7 protein-coding genes, 1 tRNA gene and 1 pseudogene are annotated in these 14,400 nt (G+C 46.0%); 6 read left to right on the top strand and 3 right to left on the bottom strand.

The genetic code is table 11. The annotated features are described in order from the left end of the window. Positions 1 to 91 precede the first annotated feature (91 nt). On the bottom strand, positions 92 to 1,111 hold the full coding sequence (gene ahr, locus ACJHWK_RS02555; protein WP_000061768.1) for an NADPH-dependent aldehyde reductase Ahr: 1,020 nt from the start codon (positions 1,109 to 1,111) through the stop codon (positions 92 to 94). A gap of 195 nt (positions 1,112 to 1,306) precedes the next feature. Here ahr and ACJHWK_RS02550 point away from each other — a divergent pair. Both ACJHWK_RS02550 and ACJHWK_RS02545 read left to right on the top strand, forming a co-directional pair. After that, positions 1,307 to 1,391 (top strand) — tRNA-Leu (locus tag ACJHWK_RS02550). Positions 1,392 to 1,577: 186 nt separating this feature from the next. Then, on the top strand, positions 1,578 to 2,843 hold the full coding sequence (locus ACJHWK_RS02545; protein WP_001218930.1) for a tyrosine-type recombinase/integrase: 1,266 nt from the start codon (positions 1,578 to 1,580) through the stop codon (positions 2,841 to 2,843). A 323-nt stretch (positions 2,844 to 3,166) separates the two neighbouring features. Here ACJHWK_RS02545 and ACJHWK_RS02540 read toward each other — a convergent pair whose 3' ends face one another. Further along, entirely contained in the window at positions 3,167 to 4,666 is a 1,500-nt protein-coding gene (locus tag ACJHWK_RS02540; protein WP_032152094.1) for a phosphoethanolamine transferase, read from the bottom strand. A gap of 173 nt (positions 4,667 to 4,839) precedes the next feature. Next, the gene (locus ACJHWK_RS02535) at positions 4,840 to 5,580 is read right to left on the bottom strand and encodes an outer membrane protein (protein ID WP_001477155.1); all 741 of its coding nucleotides are present in this window, start codon (positions 5,578 to 5,580) and stop codon (positions 4,840 to 4,842) included. Positions 5,581 to 5,803: 223 nt separating this feature from the next. On the opposite strand from ACJHWK_RS02535, the pseudogene ACJHWK_RS02530 reads away from it, so the two are divergent. The 4 genes and pseudogenes from ACJHWK_RS02530 to dptH form a co-directional block, all read left to right on the top strand. Then, positions 5,804 to 5,969, top strand: a pseudogene (locus ACJHWK_RS02530) (integrase); the annotation flags it as partial. 223 nt (positions 5,970 to 6,192) lie between these two features. After that, a complete protein-coding gene (dptF, locus tag ACJHWK_RS02525; protein ID WP_001274542.1) occupies positions 6,193 to 7,842 on the top strand; it encodes a DNA phosphorothioation-dependent restriction protein DptF in 1,650 nt (549 codons plus the stop codon). A 4-nt stretch (positions 7,843 to 7,846) separates the two neighbouring features. Continuing rightward, on the top strand, positions 7,847 to 9,172 hold the full coding sequence (gene dptG, locus ACJHWK_RS02520) for a DNA phosphorothioation-dependent restriction protein DptG (protein WP_000283233.1): 1,326 nt from the start codon (positions 7,847 to 7,849) through the stop codon (positions 9,170 to 9,172). Further along, positions 9,153 to 14,207 carry a DNA phosphorothioation-dependent restriction protein DptH gene (gene dptH / locus ACJHWK_RS02515; RefSeq protein WP_000114120.1) on the top strand — a complete coding sequence of 1,685 codons (5,055 nt, stop codon included), beginning with the start codon at positions 9,153 to 9,155 and terminating at the stop codon, positions 14,205 to 14,207. The genes dptG and dptH overlap by 20 nt, the downstream gene beginning before the upstream one ends. The last annotated feature ends 193 nt before the right edge of the window (positions 14,208 to 14,400 follow it).

Genomic DNA, 14,400 nt, shown 5'->3' with positions numbered 1-14,400 from the left:
GGCTGTGCACTCTTCACCGCTAAATTCAGCAGATTGCGAGACGCCTTCCAAAGAGATTTAAGTGCCGGGCGACAGGCTCCCGGCAAAGGGATCAGAAGTCGGCTTTCAGGACCACGCGGTAGCGCGCTTTACCATCGCGTACATGCTGGATGGCGTCGTTAATTTTCGACATCGGGAACAGTTCGGTGGTCGGCGCAACCTTGCTGCGGGCGGCAAAACGCATCAGCTTACGCAGCTCATAAGGCGTGCCGGTAGCAGAACCAGAGATGCTGCGGTCGCCCGCAATTAACGTAAAGGCCGGAACAGACAGCGGCGTGAGAACCGCACCGACCGTATGGAAATTACCGCCATAGGTCAGCGCCTCAAAATAAGGCTGCCAGTCGAGGCTGACGTTCACAGTATTGATAATGAGATCAAACTGCCCCGACAGGGCTTTCAGTGCCTGCGGATCGCGGCTATTCACCACTTTATCGGTACCCATCGCCAGTACTTCCTGCTCTTTCGCCGGATTAGAACTAAAGGCCGTCACCTCGCATCCCATTGCGTGCAGAAGTTTTATAGCGATATGCCCCAGCCCGCCAATACCAATTACCCCAACGCGGCTGGTAGCAGTGATATGGTGCATCAACAGTGGTTTAAAGACCGTGATACCGCCGCACAACAGCGGCCCGGCGGACTCGATATCAATATTTTCTGGCAGTGGAATCACCCATTGCCAGTCCGCACGCAACTTCTCGGCAAAGCCACCGCGATTCATAATCGTCGGCACCGCACCTTGCTCGCAGTTGATCTGATTACCGCTAATACAGGTGTCGCAGTGACCACAGCTACGCGCCGTCCAGCCAATCCCGACACGCTGACCGACCTGCAAACCTTTATCCTGCGCGGCGCTCCCGAGTGCCACCACGCGCCCAATCACCTCATGCCCGGCAACCAGCGGATATTGTGAAAATCCCCATTCGTTATCGATCATCGACAGATCGGAATGACAAATCCCGCAGTAATCCACCTGCACTTCAACATCTTGTGGCTTCAGCTCACCGGGATCGTACTCATAAACTTCCAGTTCGCCGCCCGCTTCTTTTGCGGCATAGCTTTTTATCATCGACATTTTTGGGTCCTTCTCTGGTGTTGTTTGGGAAGTGTAGAGCATGGCAGGGCGGGGTGCCTGGAGTGTGACAAAGGTTACATATCGCTGAGTGTAATGCTGAAAATTTCAGCACTTAGCGAGGTGGGTGCAAGCTGGCGCTTGCATGGTGGCGTGCGACAGGTATAATCCACAACGTTTTCCGCATACCTCTTCAGTGCCGAAGTGGCGAAATCGGTAGACGCAGTTGATTCAAAATCAACCGTAGAAATACGTGCCGGTTCGAGTCCGGCCTTCGGCACCAAAAGTATGTAAATAGACCTCAACTGAGGTCTTTTTTTATGCCTAAAATTCAGTATTTATCTACCTTTCCAGCTATATTAACTCTCTCAAGGTCAACCGATATCAACGTACATCTACCAACATATGTTGGTACAGATGATGGTATTTCCGGTTCGATAATGCTTGTACCAACAGGGAGGGAATACGCATGGCATTAACAGATATCAAAGTCAGAGCAGCCAAGCCAACGGATAAGCAATATAAGCTGACTGATGGTGGCGGTATGCATCTGCTTGTCCATCCAAATGGTTCTAAGTACTGGCGTTTGCAGTACCGTTATGAGGGAAAGCAAAAAATGCTGGCACTTGGGGTTTATCCTGAAATCACACTAGCGGATGCCAGAGTACGTCGTGACGAGGCGCGTAAGCTGCTTGCGAATGGCGTCGATCCGGGAGACAAAAAGAAAAATGATAAGGTTGAACAGAGTAAAGCACGAACCTTTAAAGAAGTCGCGATTGAGTGGCATGGCACCAATAAAAAGTGGTCTGAAGATCACGCCCATCGTGTGCTAAAAAGTCTGGAAGATAATCTTTTTGCAGCGCTTGGTGAACGTAATATCGCTGAGTTAAAAACTCGAGATTTATTAGCACCCATTAAGGCCGTAGAAATGTCTGGACGTCTTGAAGTGGCCGCTCGTCTTCAGCAGCGCACTACAGCCATCATGCGCTATGCAGTGCAAAGTGGGTTAATTGATTATAACCCGGCACAAGAGATGGCTGGGGCGGTTGCTTCCTGTAATCGACAACATCGTCCCGCGCTTGAATTAAAGCGCATCCCTGAGTTGCTTACAAAAATAGATAGCTATACTGGTAGGCCGCTAACCCGATGGGCGACAGAACTCTCTTTGCTGATCTTTATTCGGTCCAGTGAGCTGCGTTTTGCTCGTTGGTCAGAGATCGATTTCGAAGCGTCTATATGGACTATCCCACCGGAGCGGGAGCCTATTCCTGGAGTGAAACATTCCCATAGAGGCTCAAAAATGCGTACAACGCATCTAGTGCCTCTTTCAACGCAAGCTCTTGCAATTTTAAAGCAGATAAAACAGTTTTGTGGGGCCCATGACTTGATATTTATTGGTGATCACGATTCGCACAAACCCATGAGTGAGAATACGGTAAATAGTGCGTTACGGGTCATGGGGTATGATACAAAAGTAGAGGTTTGTGGTCATGGCTTTCGAACAATGGCCTGTAGTTCATTGGTCGAATCAGGTTTGTGGTCTCGTGATGCTGTTGAACGTCAGATGAGCCACATGGAGCGAAATTCAGTGAGGGCCGCGTATATCCATAAAGCAGAGCATCTGGAAGAACGCCGCTTGATGCTACAATGGTGGGCCGATTTTCTGGATGCAAACAGAGAAAAATTTATCAGTCCATTTGAATATGCAAAGATTAATAATCCATTAAAACAGTAATCATCCCGGGCAAATGCCCGGGAACTTACTCCATGAATATTTTCTTTGTTAAAAAGGCAAAACGATATTAACTGATGTATTAAATGTTTACCGGATTGCTCCCTGCAGGTGGATTATCAGAATCCGCAGTTATTCGTTATTTATATATATTCAATAAAAAGAAACATCATAAAAAATCCCGCACCCACAGGGTGATGCGGGATAACTGACGTAAGGAATGTTGCCGGGATTTGGTGGTCCCTTGTGCTGATATGAATACAGGTTCTATTCTATACAGAATCCTTTTCAGTACAAGAGACTGTATTACAGTTTGCCATATATGATTACCTGTGGTCCGGAAGAATAAGTGGCTGCGGTTTCAGACTGTCTGCCGGCACATTTTTCTCTCCGTTAAAAACCATAACGGGTTCATTATCTTCGTCTGTCAGCGGATTGAATGGCGTTATATTTTCGGTACGAATACCGGTCAGCCACTGAAAAATGCCTGCGAAATTACGGGCACTGATTTTCCTGCTGACGGACTGATGAGACGTGATGTCACTGGCGGTAATAATCAGGGGAACGCTGTAGCCCCCCTGCACATGACCATCATGATGAACAGGATTAGCACTGTCGCTGACCGACAGCCCATGGTCAGAAAAGTAAAGCATTGCAAAGTGACGGGAATGCCGGCGAAGGATACCATCAAGCTGACCGAGAAAGTTATCCAGTTTACTGATGCTGGCGAGGTAACAGGCAATCTTTCGGGGATACTGCTCCAGGTAATAATTCGGCCAGGAGTTAAGTCGGTCACACGGATTCGGATGAGAGCCAATCATGTGCAGGAAAATCACCTTCGGCGAGGATTTATCCGCCAGCGCACGTTCTGTTTCCTGTAACAACAACATGTCATCCGTTTTACGGGAAGCGAAGCTGCCTTTCTTGAGGAAAACGGTATGCTCCGCATCAGAAGCAATAACAGAGATGCGTGTGTCATGCTCTCCCAGTTTTCCCTGATTGGATATCCACCATGTGCTGTATCCTGCTTTTGCTGCCAGCGCCACCACGTTGTTGCCGGAGTCAGGGTTCTGCTCATAGTCATAAATCAGTGTCCGGCTCAGGGAAGGTACGGTACTGGCTGCTGTCGATGTATAGCCGTCAATAAATAAACCGGGAGCAGTATTCAGCCACGGCGTGGTTGGCACGGGATAGCCATATACCGACATATAATCCCTGCGCACACTCTCACCAGTAACGATAACAATCGTGTCATACAACGGCACACCCGGCAGGATTTTCCAGTTATCAGCCCCGTGCTGACTCAGTTGTTTATAACGCTGCATTTCACGCAATGTGTCAGTTGTCCCCACAACAGTTCCTTTAACCATCCGCAACGGCCAGCTGTTTACAGAGCATAATACGAATAGCAGCAGTGCCAGCCAGTTACGGTGACCGCGGTGGTGTGTCCGCCAGAAAATCACCATGAATACCAGAATCGCGGCACTGACCAGAAAATGATAAACAGGAATCATCCCGGTAAACTCTGCAGCCTCATCAGCCGTGGTCTGCAGCAACGCGACAATAAAACTGTTGTTGATTTTACCGTACGTCATACCCGCAGGCGCATACAGTGCACAACAGAACATAAATAACAGCGCTGTAATGGATGTGAGGGTATTTCTGTGTGCAAGGAGAAGAAGGAGAAACAGAAGCAGCACATTTCCTGTGGCATTCTTCTCAGTGTATCCGCATGCAATTGTGGTTATTGCAGAAACAACAAAAAAGAATAAAAACAATAAAATCCGGGGTGTGTTTCCCGGACAAAACAGTTTTCTGATATTCATCGGAGTATATCGACAACATTATGATGAAGAGAACAGGATAATAAAAATCAGAAATTATCTGTGAAACAGATAACCCTGCAGTAATAGACTGCAGGGTATTTCTGTTTAATTGCAGAAGATACGCAATTATCTTAATTGCTAAATATACGTATTATCGTTCAGGAGCAGTGTCGTCAGAAGTTATAAGTCACACCAAGCAGGATGTCATGACTTTTAACATCAACTTCTGACTTATATTTATCGCCCCACTCGTCCTTGTAACTCACACTGCTATCACCTGCATCAAGATAGCGATAGCTGAGGTCCAGAGCGATATCCGGGGTTACGTCATAGCGGACACCCGCGCCAAGGCTCCATGCGAAGTTGTCAGCAGAGCCTGAACGTGACAACGATTCGCGACCACTGCTTCCGTACCCATAATCCCAGGTACTGATACCGGTTGTTTTCTGGTGAATTCTGGCGTAGCCAATCCCTGCAGATACCCATGGTGTGAATGCACTGTCATTCCGGAAGTCATAGTACGCATTCAGCATCAGTGTGTTGACTGACACCTCATTCTTCAGGTCATCACGCCAGTAACCGCCTGACCAGCTGTCTTTATCTACGTTATACTTCGAATCAGCTTTTCCACGAGCGTAAAACTCCAGTTCCGTACGAACCGGAATACTGAACTGCGGGTAAAAATCATAACCGGCCGCGATACCGCCACTGAATACCGTATCATGGCCATCACCGCCTTTATATTTTGATGTTTCCTCTCCATCCCCCGACAGGAAACGCTGGTCTGCAAGTGACATAACAGAAGCACCTGCTTTACCGGTCACATAAAAGCCTGTTTTGCTTTCATCAGCCAGAGCCTGGGTCGAAAACATGCCTGCCATGGCAAGCGCTGAAACCGCAATAACCTTATTCATTTCAATCATCTCCGCTATCACTTTCCCCGAACGATAAATGGGGTTGCTCATTCTAAAACCATGAAAAAGATAAGGTAAAAGGAATGTTTTCGATCGAATCGATCGATAAAATCGATCGTGCCCGATAAAGTTTTCTTATCGTACCCATAAAAATGGTAAGGGCTGGTTTAAGAGGTAATTGCAACGGCATGGAAGTATTGAGACCAGAACAACATGAGATAAAGCGGCTGAACGTCAGATGAGTCACATCGGTAAGGGGGCGTATATCCATAAGGCAGAACATCTGGATGAGCGCGAGCTGATTTGCAGTATGGTGGGCTGATTTTCTGGATGCGAATAGGGAGAGATCGATTACGCTGTTTGACTATGCGAAAATCAATCGGGGGTAATATTTAGCGTATGTGTTTGATTAAGATACTACTAATCAAGCAATTTCCAAAGTGGAACTGGTTGATAGATGGATTTTCCCCGCCATCTCTGGATGTGTTTTGTGTACGGATGGAAAAGATACAATTTTAAAATTGCCCGTAATAAATGTCTCAAAGTGCCTATAGATATCAGCGGATAGCTTTTATAGAATAGGTATAATCCTACTTTTGAGAACATGAAGTTATGAGCGCAATCACATTACGTAAAGCGTTGGGTGTACTTGCGAAGTCATCTTCGTTTTCCGTAACCACGGTAACGCATCGTCAAAAGGATGAGTTCGATCAGTTAAAAGAACAACTCTTTGTTAAACAAGAAATTGAAACTGAGCTGCAACGTTATCTGGATGTTGCTAAGCCCGGTGAAATCATCTTTTTGTGTGGCAGTAGTGGTGATGGAAAGTCCGAAATTTTGACCCGTTGTAAGTCAAACCCTCGTTATCAGCAGCGCTTTAGTTTTCATCTGGATGCAACACACAGCTTTGCTCCCCGGCAATCAGCTATTGATGCTTTAAATGATTTATTTAGCAATCATCACCAATACTCATCTCCTTTGCTTATAGGCATCAATACCGGGATGCTCGCCAATTTTGCCAGAGAAGGTGCTGAATGCCATCTGGCGATCCGCACTGCGATCGATTCTTTCTTGTCAGCAGATCAGGAAGAAAGCCGCCCATACCGCAGTGGGCATTGTTCTTTTTTTGACTTTGAGCATTACCCTAAATTCCAGTTTAATGAAAAAAAACAGTATTCATCGTTTATTAAAACATTACTGGATAATTTAACCCGTAATGATGATAGTAATTTGTTTCAGTTTATTTTTCGACATGATGAGACCGTTAACCCTGAGCTGAAAGAAGTTGCTAACTATAAATTACTTTGTCTGCCGGGTGTTCAGGATGTTCTCATCACTCAGCTCTTTAAGGCCCGCCTGATTAAAGATCAGTTTGTGACAACCCGAACTCTACTGGATTTTCTGCATCATTTGCTTATGGGGCCGGGGTATTTATTTGATAATCTTTTCACTGGGGCAGAAAACGACCTGATTAAAAAAGTTTCTGATTTTGATCCTGCTAGGCTGCACACCTATGAAATCGATCAGTTTATTTTGCGCTACGAATTGGGCCTGGTTGACCCTGAACTGGATGATTTTTTAGCTGCACTCGCGCCATTACACATTAGATTTGATCGCCAGTGCGTTAATCCGGGTGATGCGGCTTCATTAATTCGGCTCTTCTGGTTGCTGCAGGATGAATCTCTGGGGAATAATTATCATCAGAAATTTTCCGTATTCTTCAATGAATCTTTATTTGAGCATTATTCAGAAATCTGGCATCTGCACAAAAATTACATCGCTGACTCAGAGCAGAAAAAAGCACTGAACCGGTTTTATACATCCGAACTTATTGCTGGTATTCAGCGCTATGCAAACCGCAAAGCGCCGGAATTGAGTATGCAAAAAGAAGAGTTCTTTTTAGGTGAATATGGTGGGGTAAAAATAACCGCGCCAGTCGAATTGAAACCTGACTGGGAGGCCATCCGCAATAAAAATACGGCCCACCCTACTGGCTTCGACGTGCATTTAAAAGTTGGGCAAAACTCTCTGTTACCAGTTCGTATCGGACTTAATTTATTTGAACTTTTGAACAAATTAAACAATGGCTATCGCCCCAATAAATACGATAAAAATGCCATTGTTCTACTGGACGAAATCGTTGATTTGATTACTGAACAGGCCAAATCCAGCAGCGAAATCAAGTTTTATGCTGGTGGGCGGCGAGTTTATCGCGCTAAAGCGGACGACGACATGATCACCATTAGCGGTATGGAGGGTTAGTGGAATGTACCCTATCGCAACGACGTTAAAAGTAGGTAATAATCAACTGGATAGTTATCTGCCGATACGTAACAAAAACAATGATATTAACTGGCAATTTGTCACCGGATTGGTGCTTAGTTACGCCCTGAAGCGTAAAATTGATGCCTATACTCCCAGTCAATTTCGCGATGATTGCAAGGCTCATTTGCAAGAATTGCTTGATGAACCAGCATTCTGGACTGTACTGGAACGGATGTATTTTTCCAGTGAAGATATCTTTCGTGTATCTCCGCTTTTTTTACTATTTCATGCTCAGTTTGATGGCGAAAAAATAAGTGGCGCTTCAATGGCCGATAAACGCCTTGGCACTCTGTTTGCTAATCTAATGGGAGATTTCAGCTTGGAATATCCTATCCAGGATAAGCTGAACTTCATTGAGCAGCAAATGCTAAATAAGCTCAATGAAAAAATAAAGTTATTGGGAAAAGGCCCATTCTCTGAAGAACAACCCTACCTTCCCTATCTGGTGACTTGTTTTCAGTCTGATCTGGCGTTTTTGGCAGAACACCCTCAATATTTGTTACAAGAACTGACTAATACTCTGCGTTTATATGCCTTTAGCTGGTGTGCCCAGCTAGCGCTCAATCTGGACAACTGGCAGGACGGCGAGCCACAAAGTAAGTCGCTTTTCTTTATTCTCGACACTGAAAAAGCCAGTTCTGAACGGGATCAAATAAAACGCTTTGGTTATAAGTGGTTCGCTCGTCAAAGTGAAAAACTTTTCCCAATACTCTCCGCGCTGGAAGTTCTACAAATAAAAGGAGATAAGAAGCGTCCACTCTGGCAGGTCTATCAGGATTGCTTAAATTTTTCTGATAACTCATCTCAATTACTGCAAGATCTCAATAATTATTTGCAGGAGTTTATCGAAAAACGCGAGCTTTCGGCATCGAAGTATACGCAAGCCGTTACGCTGGAAGAAGCTTTTAAACAATTATTAACCGTTGCTGTTGAACAGTTTCAGGATAAGAAATCTGATCGTGCGACAGTTAACCGGAAATACATCAACGAGCTTGAAACCCAGATCTGCACCGATTTCATTCAGGTACGTGGTCGGGCGGGAAAAGTACTGGTACTGAATCAGGATCGTCTGCTGCTGCTGACCAATCTCACTGTGGGTAAAAATGACAAACTACGCCTGCATGAGTTGCTGCGCGGCTTTGAACAGCGCGGATTTTATCTGGATAACCAGTCGGCACAAACGCTGGTAGCGTTTTATGAACGTATGGGAAATGTGGAGCGAATGAGTGACAGTGGAGACGCCGTGTATGTCCGTAAAACAGTATGAAACCTATCTGGCGGAAACCTTTATTGAATGGGTTAGTGGCATTATTCAACCTGGTGAGCGTTACCAGTTTAAATCTCCTGACCCTGACAATGCTCTACAACTCTGGCAGGCTTTTGTTGACCTGGCAGGTGACAATCATCTGGAAATTGCGCCAGAGCAGCGCCTTGCCTGTCTCTCCTGTAATGGTATTCAGCTTATTCCGGTGCTGCACGGAGCCGCAGCGCCAGCATTCACGGAAAACTACATATCCCATTTACGCGATGAAGTTGCTGGCCGCAGCGGGGTGTTTGCCAAAACTGCACTGCTGATTATTCATAACAGCATGCTGGACACCCTGATTAACAGCACAAAAGACGTCGCGGCACCGGGAGCTATCTGGCACCCCGAAACCTTCAGTCATGAATTGGAAAAGTTGATCACGACGGACAACAACCGTTCAGAGTTGTCGCGTTGCTTATTAAAGGATCAACGAACAACGGTACTGGATGAAGGTGCGACCGTATTTGGCTTCTCGTCGTTGTATCGCCTGCTGGATGACGGCAATCTGGATTTCTCCGAGCTATCGCTGTTTAAAGATGATGAACTACTGAATTTTAGCCAGAAACAGCTCCATACCCGACTGAATGAAAACAGGAAGTTATTTCGTCAAATCGAGGACAGCGTTGAACGCTACAGTGGGCAACTGGAGAACGTATTAACTGAATTCAGCGCCAAATTTATTCAGGAACATTTCAATGATAAAGACGACTGGCGCGAGCTTGATTTCGCTGTTTATCTAAACGAAAAAGAACAGAACCGCGAACAAAAACTGGTACTGGATGATATCACGGTCGAAAATGGCGTGATTTGGCAACGGGCGAAAAGCGCAAGTAAAGCAGGCAAGCGCGATATCAGCCTACTGGTACAGGTACCACCCGAACAATCGCAAACTGAGCTGGAGTTTTGCTTTCAGGGCAACGATCTTCAGGATAACCAGATAAAAATTGCGCATCATCGTCAGTTAAAAAAAGAGCGTTTCTGGCGAATTAGTCGTGCAGGGGGTAAAAGCTCCCGTATTATGGCGTCGGTTCCTTTCGATGGGAATCCCTGCTTCTTTAGCCTCGAACTGACTAATCGCAATAATTCAGCCGAAGAGTACAAGTTCCGCCTGTTACTGGTCAGACAAGGACAATTCTGGCTAGACGATATTCAGCATTGTTTCCGTATCGAGCCAGGTAAACCACAAATCACACTCCAACGCGAAGACAACGAACTACGAATCGCTGAGTCGGGTAGCCAAGTCTGTATACTGGATGAAGAAAATGGTGATATTGACTGCCAGCATTATGCATTGGTGAATTTTGAAACACTGGCAAATCAAAGCGATCTGATCCAATTTAAGCTTGTTTCAGGTGATTCTTGTCTGGCATTCAATATCGAAGGGCCGGGAGCCGAAGAAGGGTTAACCTTACCGCTACTTTTTGACCAGAGTCGTTTCAATAAACTGTTCAAAGAAGACGGGAATGCGTCCTGGAACCGATTGAAGGGTCGTATCATTCTTGATAATACCGAACACAAGGTTGTCGGTGTTCGCCAGCAGTTACTGGCGCTGGAAGCCTCATTAGTTGATCAACGTCTTTTGGGGACAGGAGATGACGATAGCGCGTTTGCGCTGGATGAACTCGTTGCCATCCACCCCGATCTCTATAACGCCTACGACCAATTATTCCTCTACTACCAGCGCTGCGGTACTTTACCTAGCCTGGTATCGTGGTCAGCAGAATACTGCGCGCTGGTAAGCCATATAGTGACGACCTTTGAACAGGCGCTTCAACAAATCGAGTTGAGCAGAGCGTTAACAGCGCAGGAAAAGCGCCTGCTGCATCTGGGTATTTGTAATGTCGACAGTCATGAACGTCTCTCCCCGTTGCATCCCCTAGTGTTGGCCTACCATTTACAACTGGTACAAACTATCTGCGCAGAGCAGGAACAATACGACTCAGCGTCATTTGCCACACTACCGACCATTACGCTTGATCGTCTGGTGGTGTCCGGCTTGATGCCATTCGTTTACCACAGTGAACACGAATACGCACAGTTGCAGCCGGTGGAAGAAAATCGCTTCTGGATCGATGTCGTTCCCCAGCGCCAGGTGAGCCACGATTACGTAAAACGTTTGGTAAAAGACAAGCTCAATGAATTTACCGAAGCCTACGCCCGGCTATTTCAGAGTCCCGGAAACAATGCATTGATTATTAATGCTATTAATCAGGGAACAGCGAAAGAACTGTTTCTGGGGTTAGTGGAATATTTTAAGCAGGAAAAAGAGCATGCTATTTCGGTGCATGTAAATTGCTACGATGAACGCCTGCTGCCAAATATGTTTGATCGCTTTGCCGAGAGTGGCAGCTATGAACAGCTTAAAAACGACCTTGACCTGAACCGCGGTGCGTGGCGAGCTGAGGCCGATATGCTGATTGACCTGTTACGCAGTCGGTTAACGTTCAGCAAATTTGTCCTGCCGTCAGAAAGCGACAAATTGGCCTATGCACATTTGGCGTTTTTCACCAATACAGCTCCGGTGGATTGCCGCCAGATCCGCATTGAGGATGCTGCCAGCGGTGTACTGTGTCATGGGCTGATTTCCGGAGAAGGAGCTGAAACACAGGGGGATGCTTACTTTACCGCGTTTGGCCTGCGGAATGTTGATACTGAATCTTACTGCGCTCTACGACTTGCCCGGTTAGTGGGCTGCCTGTGGCAGCCAGCGCGTCAGAGCAACAGTCAATACCACGGACAAGGGATTGGATTGGCCGTAAGCGGCAATTTTAAACAGCTACTCAATTATTCTTACAACAGTGCACTCTGGACCACCATTATTGACCCTAAAGTTACTCTTGACTTCTTTACTAGCCAGAAAGATGTTGTGCTGATCCACTATTCCGATCAGTACACTAGTTGTGCAGGCTACGATGCAGTGACGGTAACGAAGCAGGTCGATCTATTCCTCCGCCTGCTCCAGACCGAAAGCCAGTCCGGGCAATCTGCCGTTGATAGCCAGCATCTACTTGCCGAATTTAATGCTTTTAACGGTGAGTGGTTGCTGAAGATGTTGCGCTCCAGTGAAAAAGAGCGCAAAGAGAAATATGGCATCATTGGCGCGTATAAATTTGTACAGTCCATGCTGAGTGAGTCTGATATCTGCTGGGTACCGCTATCTGTAGCCGAAATGATTCGCGTATCTGGTAACGTCGGGCTAAAGATGAAGGAAAGCGATTTATCAAGAAATCTACAGGGGTACCGTAAAGGCGCAATCTCTGATGATGTGCTCTTTGTTGGTTTTAAAGAAAACCGTCTCTATTTACTGCCGCTGGAAGTCAAAACCGGCGCTCGACCAGATTACAACTATGCGGGCCAGCAGGCTGCTGAGCTTAAACGTTATTTACAGCAGGATATTCTGGAGCCGCATACACTGGCATCGCAACTTTATCGCGCGCTCTTTATTCGACAGGTGCTGATGCAGGTAGAGAAACTTCAGCTGTACGGTGTGCTGGACAGTGATAAGCTGGCTCCCCTGTTGGATCGCCGCGAATGGTGGTTGACCGGTGACTATCAGTTGGGTGAGTTAAAAGACTATGCTAATGGCTTTGTTGTTGCACATGTAGACAGCGGATCTTGCTTCGATCTCTCCTATAAAGAGACGACAGAGAATATCTTACAGATCGAAATTCCTTATTCATTACTATCCTCGTTAATCACTACCCGTGAAGGTAAATTGCCATTGGCTGAACGCTACCGGGTACCAGATAAATACCGTCTGAAGCCAGAGAGTGATGAGCACCCATCTCCATCAGCATCGGGAGTGCAGGTAACGACACCGCCAGACACACGACCTGATATTCCAAAGCCGACACCAGAGGTCAGCACTGTACCCTTACAAGTATTATTTGGTCATGACGCTACACGGCAAACCCCGTTATTCTGGGAACCGACCAACACCACGAAGTTTATGAATACCAACACAGGCATCATCGGTACGATGGGGACCGGGAAAACGCAATTTACCAAATCGCTGGTGACACAATTAATGCGTAACCAATCCTGTAACGTTGATGGAAAATCGATTGGTTTACTGATCTTTGATTATAAATCTGACTATGTGGACGAGGCTTTTCTGAAGGCTACTGGCGGTAAGAAATATCAATTATCGTTACTACCTTATAACCCTTTGTCACTGTTTGGTGATATGCCCATGTTACCCAGACATACCGCAATCGCATTTTCTGAAACAATGGGGAAAGCCTATAACCTGGGTGTGAAACAGCGTATGAAACTGGTTACGCTAATCATGGAGTGCTATGAATTAGCAGGAATAGTGCCTCATGATCGCTCAACCTGGAACCGTGTAGCACCGACCATAGAAGATGTGTGGCAGCGATATCTGGCTCAGGAAAAAGTAGAAGAAGACTCATTGTACGCCGCGCTTTATAACTTAGCTGGGTTTCAGATATTTGAAACAGACCCAGAGAAAATGACGAGTCTGTATGATCTGGTGGATGGTGTCACAGTTATCGAATTGGCTGGCTACTCATCAGAGATTCAAAACCTGGTGGTTGCGCTAACCCTGGATCTGTTTTATGCACAAATGCAAAAACGCGGCAAGCCAGTGATTCAGGGGGATTATCGTCAGCTCACCAAGATGATTCTGGTGGATGAGGCAGATAACTTTATGCGCCAGGACTTTTCCAGTCTGAGGAAGATCCTTAAGGAAGGTCGTGAATATGGTGTTGGAGCGATCCTGTCAACGCAGGAAATTACCCACTTCAAAACTGGAGAGAACAATTACGCTTCATATATTCTAACCTGGGTTATTCATCGTGTGTCCGAAATTAAAAATGCGGATATCAAGGCTGTATTCAACGTGGATGATAAGGGCGAACAGGAGTCGTTAATGGGGCAGATTCGGCAGCTTGAAAAACATTTCAGTCTGTATGTTGATGGGGATAAGCGGGTTAGCAAGATGCGAGATAGAGCGTTTTGGGAGCTTGTTTTTTGATTATTTTTGTAGATAGTACAAGGTTAGGGTAAAAAGCATGTCGAGAAATGATATGATACATTGGGTGAACTTGTGGAAAGATATCTTAGGATTATATCCAAGAATCATTCAGCCAAAATTTATTTTTATATCTTTGGTGACATTATTTGTATCAACCTGCGGAATATGGATTGGCCCATTATTTTTAAAAGAT

The organism is Escherichia sp. WS547 (genome assembly GCF_046486065.1).
Lineage (GTDB): Bacteria > Pseudomonadota > Gammaproteobacteria > Enterobacterales > Enterobacteriaceae > Escherichia > Escherichia coli.
The sequence above is the reverse complement of the archived record's forward strand: the minus strand, read 5'-3'. Positions and strand labels throughout refer to the sequence as shown.

Bases quoted from the DNA above. Each gene is read 5' to 3' on its own strand.
- ACJHWK_RS02535 (WP_001477155.1), bottom strand. From the start codon at position 5,580: ATGAATAAGGTTATTGCGGTTTCAGCGCTTGCCATGGCAGGCATGTTT.
- ACJHWK_RS02545 (WP_001218930.1), top strand. From the start codon at position 1,578: ATGGCATTAACAGATATCAAAGTCAGAGCAGCCAAGCCAACGGATAAG.
- ACJHWK_RS02540 (WP_032152094.1), bottom strand. From the start codon at position 4,666: ATGAATATCAGAAAACTGTTTTGTCCGGGAAACACACCCCGGATTTTA.
- ahr (WP_000061768.1), bottom strand. From the start codon at position 1,111: ATGTCGATGATAAAAAGCTATGCCGCAAAAGAAGCGGGCGGCGAACTG.
- dptF (WP_001274542.1), top strand. From the start codon at position 6,193: ATGAGCGCAATCACATTACGTAAAGCGTTGGGTGTACTTGCGAAGTCA.
- dptG (WP_000283233.1), top strand. From the start codon at position 7,847: ATGTACCCTATCGCAACGACGTTAAAAGTAGGTAATAATCAACTGGAT.
- dptH (WP_000114120.1), top strand. From the start codon at position 9,153: ATGTCCGTAAAACAGTATGAAACCTATCTGGCGGAAACCTTTATTGAA.